This is a genomic window from Kitasatospora sp. NPDC001540 (assembly GCF_042894345.1).
Taxonomy (GTDB): Bacteria; Actinomycetota; Actinomycetes; order Streptomycetales; family Streptomycetaceae; genus Kitasatospora; species Kitasatospora phosalacinea_C.
In genome coordinates this window covers 66495-81891 of sequence record NZ_JBIAVO010000002.1, presented here as the reverse complement: position 1 = coordinate 81891, position 15397 = coordinate 66495, and the positions used below count along the sequence as shown (strand labels likewise).

At 75.1% G+C, this 15397-nt stretch carries 12 protein-coding genes; 6 read left to right on the top strand and 6 right to left on the bottom strand.

What is annotated here, in order from left to right:
• Positions 1-46 precede the first annotated feature (46 nt).
• From ACFY00_RS03305 to ACFY00_RS03285, 5 genes are all read right to left on the bottom strand, one after another.
• On the bottom strand, positions 47-2989 hold the full coding sequence (locus ACFY00_RS03305) for a tetratricopeptide repeat protein (RefSeq protein WP_388026676.1): 2943 nt from the start codon (positions 2987-2989) through the stop codon (positions 47-49).
• Positions 2989-4863, bottom strand: coding sequence for an HSP90 family protein (locus ACFY00_RS03300; RefSeq protein WP_388026674.1), 1875 nt, complete (start codon positions 4861-4863; stop codon positions 2989-2991). The genes ACFY00_RS03305 and ACFY00_RS03300 overlap by 1 nt, the downstream gene beginning before the upstream one ends.
• Positions 4864-4981: 118 nt before the next feature.
• Positions 4982-5995, bottom strand: a complete 1014-nt coding sequence (locus tag ACFY00_RS03295; RefSeq protein ID WP_388026673.1) for a hypothetical protein — start codon at positions 5993-5995, stop codon at positions 4982-4984.
• Between the two features lie 335 nt (positions 5996-6330).
• The gene (locus ACFY00_RS03290; protein WP_388026672.1) at positions 6331-7971 is read right to left on the bottom strand and encodes an amidohydrolase; all 1641 of its coding nucleotides are present in this window, start codon (positions 7969-7971) and stop codon (positions 6331-6333) included.
• 46 nt (positions 7972-8017) lie between these two features.
• Positions 8018-9478, bottom strand: a complete 1461-nt coding sequence (locus ACFY00_RS03285; protein WP_388027347.1) for an APC family permease — start codon at positions 9476-9478, stop codon at positions 8018-8020.
• Positions 9479-9789: 311 nt separating this feature from the next.
• Here ACFY00_RS03285 and ACFY00_RS03280 point away from each other — a divergent pair, with 311 nt between their 5' ends.
• The 6 genes from ACFY00_RS03280 (at position 9790) to ACFY00_RS03255 (ending at position 13700) form a co-directional block, all read left to right on the top strand.
• The gene (locus ACFY00_RS03280) at positions 9790-10515 is read left to right on the top strand and encodes a TetR/AcrR family transcriptional regulator (RefSeq protein WP_388026670.1); all 726 of its coding nucleotides are present in this window, start codon (positions 9790-9792) and stop codon (positions 10513-10515) included.
• 45 nt (positions 10516-10560) lie between these two features.
• Positions 10561-10998, top strand: a complete 438-nt coding sequence (locus ACFY00_RS03275) for a hypothetical protein (RefSeq protein WP_388026668.1) — start codon at positions 10561-10563, stop codon at positions 10996-10998.
• 124 nt (positions 10999-11122) lie between these two features.
• Positions 11123-11905 (top strand): hypothetical protein, encoded by a 783-nt coding sequence (locus ACFY00_RS03270; RefSeq protein WP_388026667.1) that lies wholly within the window; start codon positions 11123-11125, stop codon positions 11903-11905.
• Between the two features lie 127 nt (positions 11906-12032).
• Positions 12033-12710: a hypothetical protein gene (locus ACFY00_RS03265; RefSeq protein ID WP_388026666.1), complete on the top strand. Its 678-nt coding sequence runs from the start codon at positions 12033-12035 to the stop codon at positions 12708-12710.
• A 200-nt stretch (positions 12711-12910) separates the two neighbouring features.
• Positions 12911-13105: a DUF1272 domain-containing protein gene (locus ACFY00_RS03260; protein WP_388026664.1), complete on the top strand. Its 195-nt coding sequence runs from the start codon at positions 12911-12913 to the stop codon at positions 13103-13105.
• Positions 13106-13169: 64 nt separating this feature from the next.
• Positions 13170-13700: an NUDIX hydrolase gene (locus ACFY00_RS03255; RefSeq protein ID WP_388026662.1), complete on the top strand. Its 531-nt coding sequence runs from the start codon at positions 13170-13172 to the stop codon at positions 13698-13700.
• Positions 13701-13832: 132 nt separating this feature from the next.
• Here the strand turns inward: ACFY00_RS03255 and ACFY00_RS03250 are convergent, their stop codons facing one another.
• On the bottom strand, positions 13833-15014 hold the full coding sequence (locus tag ACFY00_RS03250) for a hypothetical protein (protein ID WP_388026661.1): 1182 nt from the start codon (positions 15012-15014) through the stop codon (positions 13833-13835).
• Positions 15015-15397: the final 383 nt, after the last annotated feature.

The following is a 15397-nucleotide window of genomic DNA, read 5'->3' as shown; positions in this document are numbered from 1 at the left end:
GGGGGTGGTTCCCCCGGCGGGCCGTCGGCGTGCGCGGCGGGCTCGGTCAGTGGCGGCCGAGGTGGGCGCGGAGCTGGACGAGCGGCTCGGCGGCCTCGGGGTCACCGGCGGCGCGGAACATCGCGACGGCGGCGTCCAGGCGGGCCCGGGCGGCGTCGGGGCGGTCGAGGCGGTTGGCCTCCAGCAGGGCGGCGACCCGGATCGACTCGGCCTGTCCGTGGTGCGCGCCGGGACCGTAGGCGGCGAACGCGGCGACGGCCCGCTCCATCTCGGCCAGCGCCTCCTCGTTGCGGCCCAGGCTGCTCAGGGTGCGGGCGCGGGTGTCGTGCAGGGTGCCCTCGGGGCAGCCGCTGGCGAAGTCCTGGTCCTCGGCCGCGGCGGTGCGCGCCACCTCGGCGGCCTCGTCGAGCCGGGCCAGGGCCTGTTCGGCGGCTTCGGGGTGCTCGGGGCCGTGCCGGTCGGCGGTGTGGCGGGCCTGGCGCAGCAGCATGTCGAAGACGGCGTCGGGGTGCGGGGCGGTGCGGTGGCTGTCGAGGGCGCGCTGCCGGGCCAGGTCGGCGGCGGGCCACTGCTCGGCGGCGGCGAGGGTGGCGGCGGCCTCGGCGGCGACCATGGTGAGGATGTGCTTCTCCTCGAACCCGGCGACCCGGTCGGCGAGCAGCAGGTACTCCTCGGCGGCGGCCCGGGGTTCGCCGATCTCGCGCAGGCCGCGGGCCAGGGTCAGCCGGGCCTGGGCCTGCTCGCGGACGTCGAGTTCGGCGAACCCGGGCTCCAGCAGCACGGACTCCAGGACGGCGACGCCGTCGTCGGCGCGACCGGCGCTGCACAGCGCCTGGCCGAGCATGACGCGCGCGGAGGCGGCGTCGTCGGCCTCGCCGAGGCGGTCGTAGCGGGCGGCGGACTCGGTGAACGCGGCCGCGGCCTCGGCCGGGCGGCCCAGGCCGAGGTAGGTGCGGCCGAGGCCGTCGTGCACCCGGGCGGCGCCGGTGGAGCGGTCGCCGTACTGGGCGACCACGGCGGCGGCCCGCTGGAGGTACTCCTCGGCGGTCTTCAGGTCGCCGTTGTACAGGGCGAGTTCGCCGCGCTGGCCGTGGACGTGGGCGAGCCGCCAGGGGGCGGCGGCCTGCCCGACCAGTTCCTCGGCCTCGGCGATCATCCGGTCGGCCTCGGCGGCCGCGTCGCCGCCCTGCTGGTGGCGGCCGGCCAGGAAGCGGGCCCGGGCGCCCAGCAGGCGGGCGTTGGCCTGGCGGTGCGGGAAGCCGTACCGGCCGGCCTCGGTGTGGAGCAGCTCGAGGGTGGCCTCGGCCTCGGCGAGGGCGGCCGGGTCCGGGCCGGGGCCGTCGGGGCCGCCCTCGGCGGCGGCCGCGAAGACGGCGCGCATCTCGGCGTTGGCCTGCAGCTGCAGGACGGCGACCAGTTCGCGGCCGCCGAACGGGGCTCCGGCGGCGGCGAGTTCGGCAAGCCGGTCGCGGATCTCGCGGATCTGCCGGAGGTCGCCGGGCCGGTCGCCGTGGGGGCCGAGTCGGCGGGCCCGGGCGCCGAGGGCGCGGGCGGTCAGCCCGGCCTGCTCGAACAGTTCGGCGGCCTGGGCGTACAGCGCGTCGGCCTCGGCCTCGGGCAGCCGCTCGTCGAAGGCCCGTTCCAGGGCGAGTTCGGCCCGGAGCTGGGCCAGCGGGCCGAGGCCGCTCTGCTCGGCGTCCTCGGGGTGGCGGTGGTCGGGAGCCTCGATCAGGGCGCCGATCCGGTTCCAGTGCAGGAGCGCGTCGGGGTGGTTGGTGTTGCTCAACTCGCGGGCCTTGGCGACGAGTTCGACAAGGTCGACGGGCTCCTCCGGGCTGCCGGACGGGGCTGCGGCGGGGGCCGGGAGCGGGGTGTCGGCGGGGGCGGCGGCGCGCAGGCCCAGCGGCATCGGCTCGGCGAACAGCGGGGTGCGGGCCAGCCGGGCGCGGCGGGCCCCGCCGACCGCACCGGTGCCGTTGCGGGCGTCGAAGCGGGCCGCCAACTCGTCGCCCTCGGTGCGCAGTTCGGCGTGGAGCTGGGCGGCGGTGCGGTGCGCACCGGGCGGCCCGGCCACCGGGACGTCGCCGTGGCCGTCCTCGACCAGGCGGCCGAGCAGGAGTTGGGCGCCGGTGAGGAAGTGCAGCCGGGAGAGCGGGTCGCCGTGCCGGTCGAAGAGGTCGCGGTTCTCGGCGAGGATCTCCAGGCCGCGCGGCTCGTTGCGGGTGAGCGCGCAGAACTCCAGGTGCAGGCCGATCACCCGGGCGGCGCCGGAGCGGCCGCGGGCCCAGCGGTAGCCGGTCAGGTGCGCGGAGCGGGCCTCCTCGACCCGGCCGGTGCGCAGCAGCGGCAGCAGCGCGAGGGCCCGGCTGACGTGCGGCTCCTCGGAGCAGGAACGCTCGCCGGAGAACACCGGCTGCCAGATCTCCAGGGCCCGCTCGTCGTCCCCGAGGTCGACGAAGTGCAGGGCCTGGTCGCGCAGTTCGCAGGCCTGGCAGTCGCTGTAGCGGGAGCGCCAGCGGGTCGCCCACAGCTCGAAGGCGTCCTGCACGCCCTCGCCGGTGTGCGCGGCGAGCCGGTACTGCCGGGCGTAGTAGGGCTGCAGGTCGTGGCCCTGGGCGAGGTAGTGGCTGCGCAGTTCGCCGTGCCAGCGGCGGACCGCCTCCAGCGGCACCTCGGGGACGCTCAGCAGTGCGCTGGCGACCCACTTGTAGCGCCAGTCGGTGGCGTGGTTCTCCCAGTCGCCGAAGCTGTCGGGGTGCTCCTTGCGGAGCTTGGCGATCCGGGCGAAGGCCACCGGCAGCTTGCGCTGCTCGGCGTCGTACTCGTAGGCCTCGGTCAGCTCCAGCAGGGCGACGGCGAGCAGTTCGGGGTCGTCGAACTGCTCGGCGGCGTCGACGAGTTCCTCGGCGGTGACGGTGCGCTGGCGGCCGTACGGGAGCTGGTCGTTGTCGCGCAGGGCGGCGCGGACGGCGTCGATGGTGTCGAGCATCACGACTCCTGGGGCGGCGTGGCGGGCGGGTTCTGCGCGGCGGGCTCGTGGCCGAGCGTGGCGTGGTCGAGCAGGGCCAGGAAGGAGCGGTTCAGCAGCGCGGACTCGCTGGCCTTCAGCGGGCGGCGGGTGAGCAGCAGGGCCTGGCCGTACAGCGCCTCGACGGTGGTGACCGCCAGCTCGCGGTGCCGGATCCCGGCGGCCCGGCGCACCAGCGGGTTGAGGTGGTTGAGGACGAGTTGGGCGCGGGGCGCGGAGCTGCCCAGCGAGCCGAGGATGTCGGCCCACAACCCGTCGGCCTGGTCGGCGAGTTGGGTGCGGGTGCGTTCGTGCCGGGCTTCCCGGTCGTCGAGCAGCAGGGCGGGGGCGCTGCTGGGGTGGAAGGTGCGCAGCGCGACGTCGCAGTCGAAGCGGCCGAGCACCTCGCGGGCGGTGGCGAGGAACGCGGCGGCGGCCAGTTCGGTGGCCGGGTCGACGTTGTCGAGGTGCGCGGTGACGGTGGCCGGGTCGAGGTCGGCGACGGTGATGCCGGTGCGGATCTCGGGCAGCCGGTGCACCAGGTCGCGGTCGTAGGTGTAGCCGCCGTTGATGACGCCCAGGCCCGCGGCGCCCGCGATCGGGGCGACCTGGCGGAACTCCTCGACGGTGCGGGTGACCAGGACGACCGGGTGGGCGCGGGCGAACTCGTCCAGCGTGACGTTGCCGTCGGTGGTCTCGAACGGCAGCCAGGGCAGCAGCATCCGCAGCAGCTGGTCGTCGTGCCGGGCCAGCGACTTGACGGCCAGGTGGTGCACCGACAGGAAGCGGTGCAGCAGGCCCGGGTCGCTGGCGGACAGGTCGGTCAGCCAGTCGCGGATCCGCAGGCCGAGCGCGTCGCGGACGGCGGCGAGCGTCTCGTCCGCGTACAGCGCCTCGCGGGAGGCGGTGGGGCGCAGCCGCTCGGCGTCGACCACGCAGCGCACGAAGAACGCCCACTCGGGCAGCAGTTCGTCGGCCTGGTCGGAGAGCAGCATGCCCTTGAGGTGGACCCGGTGCCCGGCCCGGCGGGACGGCGGGACGGCCTCGGGCAGCACGTAGGCGACGCCGCTGAGGCCGACCAGCGGCAGGTCCAGGTCGATGGTGTCGAGCGGGGTGAAGTCGAAGGTGTCGCGGCAGTGCGCGGTGAGCGCCTCGCGCCGGGCGGCGGGGTTGCCGTAGCGGCGGGCCCACGGCGCGGGGGTGTCGTTGACCTGCGTGGCGCGCCCGGCGCCGTCGACCACGGTGACCTGGTGGCGCAGCAGGCTGCCGTAGTGGCGGGCGAGTTCGAGGACGCGGCGGGGGGAGGTCCACTCCTCGGCGTCGGTGCGCGGGGTGAGGGTGACGGTGGTGCCGGGCTCGGGGCGGGCCCCGGCGGGCAGCGTGGTGATGGTGTAGCGGCCGTCGGAGCGGCCGCGCCACTCGACCACCGGCGCGTCGGGGGTGCGGGCGGAGCGGGTGGTGACGGTGATCTCGTCCGCGACGACGAAGCAGGCGAGCAGGCCGATGCCGAACTGGCCGATGAACTCGGATCGGGCGTCGGCGAGTTGGCCGGCGTCCAGGTCTCCTTCGGCGGTCCGCTTGGAGCTGCGGCCGATGGTGGCGAGGAAGGTGTGCACGTCCGCCTCGGTGAGGCCGACGCCGGTGTCGGAGACCGAGAAGGCGTCGCCCGCGGTGACGGTGATCGCGGCGGGCGCGGCCGGGTCGAGGGCCTGCCGGGCGGTGATCGCGTCGACCGCGTTCTGCAGCAGTTCGCGCAGGTAGACGCGGGGGCTGGAGTACAGGTGGTGGGAGAGCAGGTCGACCAGGCCGCGCAGGTCCACCTGGAAGGTGTGCGCGCTGGGGTCGTTGGGGGTCACCGGGGCTGGTCCTTCGGCTGGTGCGGGCGGAGGTCGGTCGGGGCGGGGGCCGGTGCGGCGGGGCTCGGCACTGCGGGGCGGGGTCCGGTACGGCGGGGTCCGGTACGGCGGGGCGGGGTCAGCGTCCGGCGCACTGCAGGCGGGTGCGCTGGTACACCTCAGCCGGGTCGCCCCAGTAGGCCCAGGGCAGTTCGGTGGCGAGGTCGCCGAGTTCGGTGAGGAGCAGGTGCGCGGCGGCGGGCTGCCCGGAGAGCGCGAACGCCATCGCGAACTCGTTGTGGGTGACCACCCAGTCCCGGGCGCGGACGTAGTCGGGGTGCCGCACCGAGCGGTCGGCGGCCTCGTGCAGTTCGGCCCGGACGTGCTCCTGGCCGATGTACGCGGCGTCCTCCTCCGGGGGCAGCGCGAGCCAGTGCTCGATGTGCGCGCGGGCGACCAGCTCGCCGTGCGGGCTGCCCTCGGGGGCGGCGAGCATCGCGCGGCGGGCGAAGGCGTGCATCTGCTCGTGCGAGCCCTGCCACTTCTCGCACAGCTGCTGCAGGCGCTGGCGGTGCGAGGCGAGGTGGCCGGGGCTGCGGCGCAGCGCGGCCTCGAAGCGGTGGCGGGCGGCCTCCTTGTCGAGGGAGGCGCCGCGGCCGCTGCGCTGCAGGAAGTACCAGGGGCCGAGCAGGGCCGGGTCGAGCTCGGCGGCCCGGTAGAGGTGCTCCTCGGCGCTCTCCAGCCGGGCGTGGAAGGTCTTCCACTGCTCCTCGGTGACGTCCCTGGACCGGCCGGAGGTGCGCGCCTCCCAGGCCCAGGCGACGTGCCGGGCGCCCTGCACCAGTTGCAGCAGCGGGTCGTCCGGGTTCGCCTCCAGCGCCTTGCCGACCAGCACCTCGGCGCCCGGGACGTCGGCGACGGCCTCGACCATCAGCGTCAGGTCCTCCTGGCCGTCGGCGGTGTCGAGGATCGCCCGGGCGGCGGGCCAGGAGCCGACCCCGACGAAGGCGCGCAGCTTGGCCAGTTCGGCGTCGCCGAACGCCGGGTCGATCCGGGGGCGCCCCTGCGCGCCCGCGGCGGGCCGCGCGTCCGCGGCCGCCGCGCGGTCGCCACCGGTGTCGCTGCGGCCGAGCAGCCGTGCGAACAGTCCCATTGCCGGGTCCCCTCCGAAGTGCTGTGCGTTCCCGTCGGGGCGCGCGCGTGGCACGCCCCGGATCGAGATTCCTATCACGTCCGTGCGACAGGTGTGCGAAGGGTTTTCCGGGACGGGGAACTGTCGGGCACACGCGCGTGCACCACCAGGGGCCCGGGGAACGGCGGGCTCGGGGCTGCTCACGGTGCACTGCCGGTGCGTGCCGTTGCTTCGGGTTCTGTTCAGGCGGCCCGAAGCAGCACGGACCTTCGGTGGGCTCCGGCCGCCAGCAGCTCGGACTCGCCGTTCCCCGAGCCCCTGACGGGGCTCCCTGGCGAGGCTCTCTGACGGGTCTCTCACTCGGTCGCGTGCACGGCCCGTCCTCCGACGTAGGTGCGCAGGACGCGGGTGGCGGCGATCTCCTCGGTGGGGGCGGCGAAGGGGTCGCGGTCGAGGACGACGAGGTCGGCTAGGTTGCCGGGGCGCAGGACGCCGGTGTCGTCGAGGTGGTTGAGGTGGGCGGTGCCCGCGGTGTAGGCGGCGAGGGCGGTGGCCAGGTCGAGGCGCTGTTCGGGCAGGAAGACCGGGGTGTCGGGGGCGGCGCCGGGTTCGCGGCGGTTGACGGCGACGTGGAGGCCGTCGATCGGGACGGGGCTGGAGACCGGCCAGTCGCTGCCCGCGGCGAGGGTGGCGCCGGTGCGCTGCAGGGCGCCGAACGGGTACTGCCAGGTGGCGCGTTCGGGGCCGAGGAAGGGGATGGTGAGTTCGTCCATCTGCGGTTCGTGGGCGGCCCACAGCGGCTGGATGTTGGCGATCGCGCCGAGCGCGGCGAACCGGGCGAGGTCGTCGGGGTGGACGACCTGGAGGTGGGCGAGGTGGTGGCGGTTGCCGCGGCGGCCGTTGGCGGCGATCGCGGCCTCGACCGCGTCCAGGGCCTCGCGGACGGCGCGGTCGCCGAGGGCGTGGAAGTGCACCTGGAAGTCGAGCGCGTCGAGGGCGGTGACGTGCTCCTCGAGGGCGGCCGGGTCGACGAAGCTGAGGCCGCTGTTGCCGGTGGCGCAGCCGCAGCCGTCCAGGTAGGGGGCGGTGAGGGCGGCGGTGAAGTTCTCGGCGATGCCGTCCTGCATGATCTTGATCGAGCTCGCCCGGAACCGGCCGTGGCTGAACCTGGCGCGGCGGGCGACGAGTTCGGGGATCTGTTCGGCGCCGCGCTCGCGGTCCCACCACAGGGCGCCGACCACCCGGGCGGTGAGGGTGCCGTCCTGGGCGGCGGTGAGGTAGGTGTCGGACGGGTCGGGATTGCCGCCGAACTCGCCGAGCAGGGCGTCCTGCCAGGCGGTGATGCCGAGCGAGTGCAGCATCGTCTGGGCGCGCAGCAGGCCGTCGAGGCGGTCGGCGGCGGTGGGGTCGGGGGCGTGTCGGCCGACCAGGCCGACGGCGCCCTCCTGGAGCACGCCGCTGGGGGTGCCGTCGGCCTCGCGCTCGATCCGGCCGTCGACGGGGTCGGGGGTGTCGCGGGTGAGTCCGGCGAGTTCGAGGGCGCGGGTGTTGGCCCAGGCGCCGTGGTGGTCGCGGTTGGAGAGGAGGACCGGGCGGTCGGGGACGACGGAGTCGAGCAGTTGCCGGGTGGGCAGGCCGCCGTCGAAGCTCTCCATCGACCAGCCGCCGCCGGTGATCCACTCCCTGTCGGGGTGGGCGGCGGCGTACTCGGCGATCCGGGCCAGGTAGTCGGCGACGGTGACGGTGCCGGTGAGGTCGCAGGCGGCCATCTCGATGCCGCCGTAGACGGCGTGCACGTGGGCGTCCTGGAAGCCGGGGATCAGCAACTTGCCGTGCAGGTCGACGACTTCGGTGCCGGGGCCGATCAACTCCCGTACCTCGTCGTGACCCACCGCGGTGATCCGCTCGCCGGTGACGGCCAGCGCGCTCGCCCGGGTGCGGGCGGCGTCGCCGGTGTGGATCGGCCCGCCGGTGAAGACCAGGTCGGCACGGTTCATGGGTGGTGCTCCGTTTTCGTTGCGGGGTACGGGAGTTGACGGTACGTCAGGCTGCGGTGGCGGGTTCCGCCCCGGTGTCGGCGCCGGCCCGGTCGGTGGCGCCGGTGAAGTACGGCGAGCGGCGGACCCAGCACGACCAGGCCGCGGCGGCCAGGCCGGAGGCGATCATCAGGACGGGGACGGTCAGCTCGAACCAGCCGTTGTAGGCGGTCAGTTCGAAGTGGTCGGTGGAGTCGTAGAAGGTCCAGGCGAGGTAGCCGCCGACCAGCAGCAGCACGACCGCGCCCAGCAGCGGGGCGACCACCGCCTTGAGACCCTCGAGGAGGTTCTCGCGCAGCAGGTGCCGGAAGCGCACCGCGGAGGCGACGGCGACCAGCGCGTAGTAGAGGGCGACCACGATGCCGATGGCGTTGACGGTGGCCGCGATCAGTTCGGTGACGGTCGGGATGGCCAGCGCCAGTCCGGCCAGCGCCAGCGCGATGCCGGTGATCAGCCACGTCCCGGCGGCGGGGGTGCGGTGGCGCGGGTGCAGCCGCGTCCAGACCTTGCCGAGGGTGCCGTCGCGGCCCATCGCGTAGGTGCCGCGGGCGGTCGGGATGACCGCGGCCTGCAGCGAGGCGGCGGCGGAGAAGGTCAGCGCGACCAGCGGCAGGGCGGCCAGCGGCTGGTCGGCGAGCCTGTCGGCGAAGTACGCCAGGCCGGTGGCACCGTGGTCGGCGAGTTCGTCGATCGGCAGCACCCGCTGGAAGGCGGTGCCCGCGAACAGGAACAGTCCGAGCATCAGCAGCAGCGACAGGAAGCCGCCGCGGGTGGCGTCCTTCGGGTCGCGCACCTCCTCGCCGACGCTGAACACCGACTCGAAGCCCCAGTAGCAGAACACCGCGAGCACCATGCCCTGGGCCAGCGCCGCCGTCGACGGGATCTCGAACGGGTCGTACCAGGACAGGCTGAACGGCTGGTCCCCGGCGAACAGGCCGTAGCCGCAGAACCCGATCAGCACCGCGTACTCGAAGACCAGCAGGTACTTCTGCAGCTTGGCGGCGAGGTCCAGGCCGCGGACGGCGACCACCGTCGCGGTGAGCAGCACCAGCATGCCGATCAGCGTGCACTGGAAGCTGGAGTCCGGGTCCAGCCGCACGCCGGGCAGCGCGTGCAGGCCCGCCGTCCCGGCCAGCTGGATGATCGCCGAGCCGGTGACGGTGGTGGTGTACGCCATGAAGACGACGGTGGTGACGATGTTGACCCAGCCGGTCAGGAAGCCCAGCCACGGGTTGAGCGCCTTGCCGACCCAGCGGTACGAGCTGCCCGCGTCCGGTTCGACCCGGTTGAGCTGCCCGTAGCCGCAGGCGATGCCGAGCACCGGCAGGAAGGCCAGCAGCATGATGGCGGGCAGGTGCAGGCCGACCACGCCCGCCATCAGGCCCAGGCCGATGCCGATCGAGGTGGTGGCGGCCGTGCTGGACGCGGCGATCACCACCGCCGCGCCGACGCCGACCGACCTGCGCATCGCGTCCGGGCCCGCGGGGGAGCCGCCGCCGGAACCGCCGTCGGGGACGAGGCCCCGGTCCTTGACCGTCGTTGCCAAAGGATCACCGCCGAGAGGTGTCGTGGGGGGACGCCCGCGGGCGGGCGCCGGGTGAGGGATGCGCCGGAGCGGTGGCGCGGGGGGTGCACTGGTCGCCGGCGGGCGTCGCGGGCTCGGCGCGCCGGGTGGGGGCCACCGGCGGGGTGACCGCCGGTAGGGACGCCATGAAACCCCCGCCCCCGTAGAACGTCAATGCTGTTGTCGTAAGGGCGGATGGCCTAGGCTCACGGCCCATGACCGACCGCCCCGACCGCCCCGAGCGCTCCGACCGCGTCGTCCCCGAGACCGCGCGCCGCCGCCGACGCCCCACCAAGCAGGGCACCGTGCTCTCCGAACAGGTCATCGTCGACACCGCGCTGCGGCTGGTCGGCCAGCACGGCGCCCAGGCCTTCACCGTCCGCCGCCTGGGCCTGGCGCTCGGCGCCGACCCCAGCGCGATCTACCGGTACTTCCACAGCACCGACGACCTGCTGCTCGCCGTCGCCGACGAACTCATCGGCCTCGGCCTGGACGGCTGGCGGCCCACCGGCGCCTGGCGCGCCGACCTGCGCGAGGTCGGACTGCGCATCCACGCCCGCTCGCTGGCCCACCCGCAGGCCGCCGTCCTCGCCGCGTACCGCACCACCGGCCGGGCCAACGAGATCCGCGCCATCGAGACCATGCTCGGGATACTCCGCGAGGCCGGGTTCCCCGACCCCGACGCGGTCAGCCTCTACCACGCCTTCATCGACCAGGCGCTGGGCTTCGCCGTCCTCGACTCCGCCGCGCTCGCCCTGCCCGCCCCCGCCCAGCACGCCGACAGCGGCGTCTGGGACACCGCCTACCGCGGCCTCTCCCCCGACACCCACCCGCACATCGCCGCCACCGCCGACCTGCTCGCCGCCGACATGCGGCGCAGCGCCTACCCCCTCGCCCTCGACCTGCTGCTCGACGCCCTCGCCGCCCGCCTGCCGTCCTGACCCGGCCCGCCGCGCCCGCGGGGCGCTCTGGCACCATCGGGTCGCATGGCCGTCCCGCACCCCTCCGGCGAGTTCGAGATCACCACGCTGTACTCCGTCCCCGACGACGCCTGGTACCTGGAGTTCGACCACCTCCCGAGCGGACGCACCACCCTGATGCCGGCGATCGTCCCCGACGAGGACCCGGCCCGGGAGCCCGCGGTGTGCACCTGCTCCCCCGACGGCGCCGAGCACCTCGACATCCCGGTGCCGGTGCTGCGCTGGTACCTGGAGCAGGTCGAGCGGGAGATCGAGACCTCCCGGGCCTGGATGCGGCTGCGCCCCGAGATCGTCGCCCTGGTCAAGGAGCTGCGCGACGAGTACGGCGGCGGCATCGACGACGGGCAGTACCCTCCGGTCCTCGCCCGGCTGCGCGCCGAACTCGCCCCGGACGACCTCGCCGACGTCCTGCAGCACGCCTTCGGCCGGACGCCGGAGGACTGACGCCGGAGGGCCTCCGGCCGCCGCGGCCTTCGCCGACACCTGCGGCGACCCGGTCCAGATCGTGCACGCCCCGTAGCGGTGGAACCCGCGCGCCCGCCCGGCCGGTCTCCGCTACCCTCCCCCCATGATGATCGAGGGGGCGCGCCCGGGCGGCGCGAGCTGGTGGGGGACCGTCGCGGAGCGCGCCCGGGCCTGCGGGTGGCAACTGCTGGCGGTGGTGGCGGTGTTGACGGCGGTCCGGCTGGTTGTCGTCGAGCTGGTCGTGTACGTGGTGCCGCCGTACCCGTGGACGCGCGCGGTGCACATCGTCCTGGAGGCCCTGCTGCTGGCGTGCGAGTACGGCCTGGCGATGCGGCTGCTGGCCCTCGGACCGCTGTTCGCGGCCGTACTGCGGGTGCCGCCGCGGCAGTTGGGCCGGATGGCGCTGTGGTCGTCGCTGCTGTCGGTGCCGGTGCTGGCCCAACTGCTGCTGGCCCTCTACCCGGTGGTGGCCTTCGACCTGTACCGGGGTCCGGTGGTCCTGGTGCTGCTGCTGGCGGCGTTCGGCGGCCTGGTGACCGCGCCGCTGCCCGCGGCCGTGTTCCTGGAGGGCGGCGGGCTGCGCGCCTCCTGGCGTCTGCTGTGCGGCAGTTGGGTGACGGCGCTGCGGCTGGGCGCGATCGCGTTCGGTGCGTTCCTCGCCGAGAGCCTGGTCCAGGAACTGTACGCGGAGGCCTTCTTGGGGAGCGACTCCCCGTTCCTCGCGCTGACGGTGCAGGAGTTGGTGGCCCCCGTGCACGTCCTGGCCGTGCTGGCGCTGTACGCCACCTACCTGCGCTCGCCCGCCGCCCGGCCCGCCGTGCCGCTCGCCGGGCCGTCGGCCGCGCCGTCCGCGTACCCGCCGGTGGAGGCGGCGTTCGGGCGCTGAGGACGGATCCGGGACGCGCGCGATGGGGGGCCGCCGGGGCTCGCGGTGGCGATTCCCCGGTCTCCCGGGCGGGTTGGTATGTTCTCCGACCGTCGTCACCGTCACCGCTGTCCCACGGGGGGATTCCTTGAGCACGCGCAACCGTCGACTCGCTGCCGCCGCAGGTCTGCTGACCGTCGCCCTGACCGCCACCGGGTGCGGTCCGGACGACAGCTCGGGCACCGGCTCGGGCAGTGGCTCGACCACCACCACCGTCGCTGCCGCAGCCGGCTCTGCCACCGCGTCCGCCCCGTCCGCCCCCGCGAGTGGTACCGCGAGCGGTGCCGCGTCCGAGCCCGCTGCCGCCGCGCCGGTCGACGGACAGGCGGTCAGCCCCTCCGACGAGGCCGCGTTCGAGAAGGCCAGCATGGACACTGCGGGCTGCGCCGCGTACTACAAGACGCACCAGGTGCTGCTGGTCACCTCGGCGGCGGGCAGCCAGATCAAGGGCACCAAGGTGAAGACCGAGTGCAGCCAGTACGGCCTGCGGTTGGACACCTCCGGCCCGGGGACCACCTTCAAGGTCGCCGCCGACGCCTCGGTGACCATGTTCGTGAAGCCCAGCGACAACAAGACGGGCTTCCCGCGCTACACCGCGCAGAAGGTGTCCTTCGCCGAGTACGCGAAGACCCGCAAGCCCTGCTTCGACATCCCCGACCCGGACAACCGGCCGGCCGGCCTGCTGTGCGGCCCGCTCTTCATCTACAGCACCGACGGCAGCGGCACCGTCACCTCGATGCACGAGACCTGGGAGGTCGTCGACTGACGGCGGCGCCCGGCGACGGCCGGCGGTTCCGGTCCCGTCGCGATCGGCCGTCCCCCCTCCGGGTCTCCGGGTGGAGGGGCGGCCCGTGGCAGGATCTTGCGGGGATCTGTCAACGGTGCTGCTTGTTGCTCAAGATCACCTTGCGGAGGATGGGCGCGTGTCCGGCCGTCGGCGGATGCCCGAATCCCTAGGAGAGAACGATGGCTCTGGAGATGCGCGACCACTGCGAGAAGTGCGGGGCCGCGGAGCTGCCTCCGGAGGCGGCGGCCCGGATCTGTTCGTACGAGTGCACCTTCTGTCCGGCCTGCAGCGAGGCCATGCGGCACGTGTGCCCCAACTGCGGTGGTGAGCTGGTCCCGCGGCCGCGCCGCGCACAGGTCGGCAGCGTGGCCTGAGCCGGAAGCCGCTCGAGGATCGTGCGTCCCGTTCCCCGGAGGAACGGCGGCCTAGGATCGGGCCGTGACGGCGCACTCCGAGGACGCCCGGCGCCCTGTGCGGCACACCTCGCGCGTCCTGCTGCTCGACGACCGGGACCGTCTGCTGCTGTTCCGCTCCCGCGACCCGCGGCCTGGGAGCGGGCGCTGGTGGTTCACCGTCGGCGGCGGTACGGAGGAGGGCGAGGACCCGTCGGCCGCCGCCGCCCGGGAGTTGCGCGAGGAGACCGGGCTCGACCTGCCCGCCGAACGCCTCGGCCCGCCGGTCATGACCCGCGCCACCAGATTCACCTTCGACGGCCGCCCCTTCCGGCAGTGGGAGGAGTACCGGCTGCTGCGCCTCACCGCCGCCGAGACCGCCGCCGTCCGGGTCGACCCCGGCGAGGCCAGGTTCGGCCACCACTGGTGGAGCGTCGCGGAGTTGGCGGCCACCGACCAGGTCATCCGCCCGCACAACCTGGCCTCCCTGCTCACCGACCTGCTCCGCGACGGCCCGGGCCCGACCCCGCTGGACCTCGGCGAGGTCGACGACGACGCGGACCTGGCCCGCAACTGAGCCCCGCCCGGCGGGCGTTGCGGGCGGGGCGGACGAACTCCGGTGGCCGAGGGCCCCGTCGCGGTGCCATCCGACCGGACCGGCGCCCGCGGCACCGAACTCCTTGCGTACGGCGCGGTCGGGCGGGTGCCGTCAGGCGGGTGCCGTCCGGACGGGGCGGTCGGTGAAGGCCAGGAGCAGGGTGGCCGCGACGGGGAGGGCGACCATGGCGCGGAGCAGACCGCTCTCGGGGTAGGTGTCGTGGCGCAGGTGCAGGGCGAGCCAGGCCGCGGCCAGGCCGGTGGCGCAGGCGAGGGCGAGCGGGAGGGCGGCCGCGCGGACGCGGCGGTCGGCGAGGGCGGCCAGGGCCACCAGCAGGGCTGCGGCGGCGGAGAGTTGGGGGTGCGCGTAGCCGAGGCCGTAGCGGACGGCGAGGGCCGGGGGCAGGAACAGCACCAGCGTCCGGTGCAGCAGGACGGTGAGTGCGGCGATGCCGGGGCCGGGGGCGGTGGGGCCAGGGGTGGCGGGGCGGCGGTCGTGCGCGGTGGCGGCGAGGACGGCCAGGGCGAGCGCGGCCTCGGGCCAACGGCCGGACAGGTGGCGGAGGTTGTAGAGCAGCGCGGTGTCGTAGACGACCATCACGAGCGTACCGACGGCCCACAGTTCGGCGGCGAAGCGCAGCAGCCCGAGGGGGCCGGGGCGCCGTTCCGCCCCGGGGGCGCGGCGGGCGGTGCGGAGCAGCAAGGGTGCGGTGACCAGGGCCGCCAGCGTCCGGATCGCCACGTCCTGGAGGGTCCACGGATTGCGCAGCGCCCATTCGACGACGGAGAACACCAGGGTGTACGAGGCGGCGGTCGTCCACACCAGGGCGGGTGAGCCGAGGACGCGGCGCAGCAGGGCGGGGCTGAGGCGGTGCAGCACGGTCGCGTAGGCGAGCAGCACGAACGGCAGCTCCAGGAAGGCCTGCACGCGCAGCACGGTCGGCGCGAACAGCCCGGGCCGCGGCAGGTGCGCGGCCAGCGCCCGGACGGCCGGGTGGCCGGTCGGCTCGGCGAACCAGCCGGGCGGCAGGTAGCGGGTGACGTACCCGGCGTCCCCGCCGTGCACCCGCAGCAGGTAGGCGGAGCAGAGGAGTTGGTTGAAGTAGATGAGTGCGGTCACCGCCGCCAGCAGCAGCTCCGGCCGGGGTGCGGGGCGGGCGGGAGCGGATCGGGCGGGTGCGGGCCGGGTGGGTGCGCGCAGGGCGGGTGCGCGCAGGGCGCGGGGGCCGAGCAGCAGGGCGGCGCCGGTGGAGCCGAGGACGGCGGCATCGACCAGCAGCACGGTGGTCTTCATTCAAGGGATGTTACTGTCGCCCGTCACGCCGCGTCACCACGGGCGGCCCGGGCCGGACGGCGGGCGGGGGCGGGCGGCGGCGGAGCGGCGGACTCCGGGGCCGGTGGGGGCTCGGTGCCCCGGACGCTTTCGGGGGGCGGCCGACCGTTCCGGGAATGCGGCGTTCGGGGCCGGGCCGGGGAAAGTCGGTTCGGACGCCAAGCAAGCGTGATCGGTCGGGTCCGGTATCGCGTGCGTCGGTTTCCGCGCGCACTTCCGCCCCGCCGCCGGAAAGCCGCACCGATTCGCCGACGAAACGTCGTTCCCGGCACGGCGGCTCTCGCGACGAGAAGGCCGGGCCGCCCGGGAGGGCCGCAGCGGCGCACGTCCAGCCGATCACTGAA

Excerpts from the sequence above, each read along its gene's own strand:
- ACFY00_RS03305 (WP_388026676.1), bottom strand. The coding sequence starts at position 2,989 with ATGCTCGACACCATCGACGCCGTCCGCGCCGCCCTGCGCGACAACGAC.
- ACFY00_RS03295 (WP_388026673.1), bottom strand. The coding sequence starts at position 5,995 with ATGGGACTGTTCGCACGGCTGCTCGGCCGCAGCGACACCGGTGGCGAC.
- ACFY00_RS03290 (WP_388026672.1), bottom strand. The coding sequence starts at position 7,971 with ATGAACCGTGCCGACCTGGTCTTCACCGGCGGGCCGATCCACACCGGC.
- ACFY00_RS03285 (WP_388027347.1), bottom strand. The coding sequence starts at position 9,478 with ATGCGCAGGTCGGTCGGCGTCGGCGCGGCGGTGGTGATCGCCGCGTCC.
- ACFY00_RS03280 (WP_388026670.1), top strand. The coding sequence starts at position 9,790 with ATGACCGACCGCCCCGACCGCCCCGAGCGCTCCGACCGCGTCGTCCCC.
- ACFY00_RS03275 (WP_388026668.1), top strand. The coding sequence starts at position 10,561 with ATGGCCGTCCCGCACCCCTCCGGCGAGTTCGAGATCACCACGCTGTAC.
- ACFY00_RS03270 (WP_388026667.1), top strand. The coding sequence starts at position 11,123 with ATGATGATCGAGGGGGCGCGCCCGGGCGGCGCGAGCTGGTGGGGGACC.
- ACFY00_RS03260 (WP_388026664.1), top strand. The coding sequence starts at position 12,911 with ATGGCTCTGGAGATGCGCGACCACTGCGAGAAGTGCGGGGCCGCGGAG.
- ACFY00_RS03250 (WP_388026661.1), bottom strand. The coding sequence starts at position 15,014 with ATGAAGACCACCGTGCTGCTGGTCGATGCCGCCGTCCTCGGCTCCACC.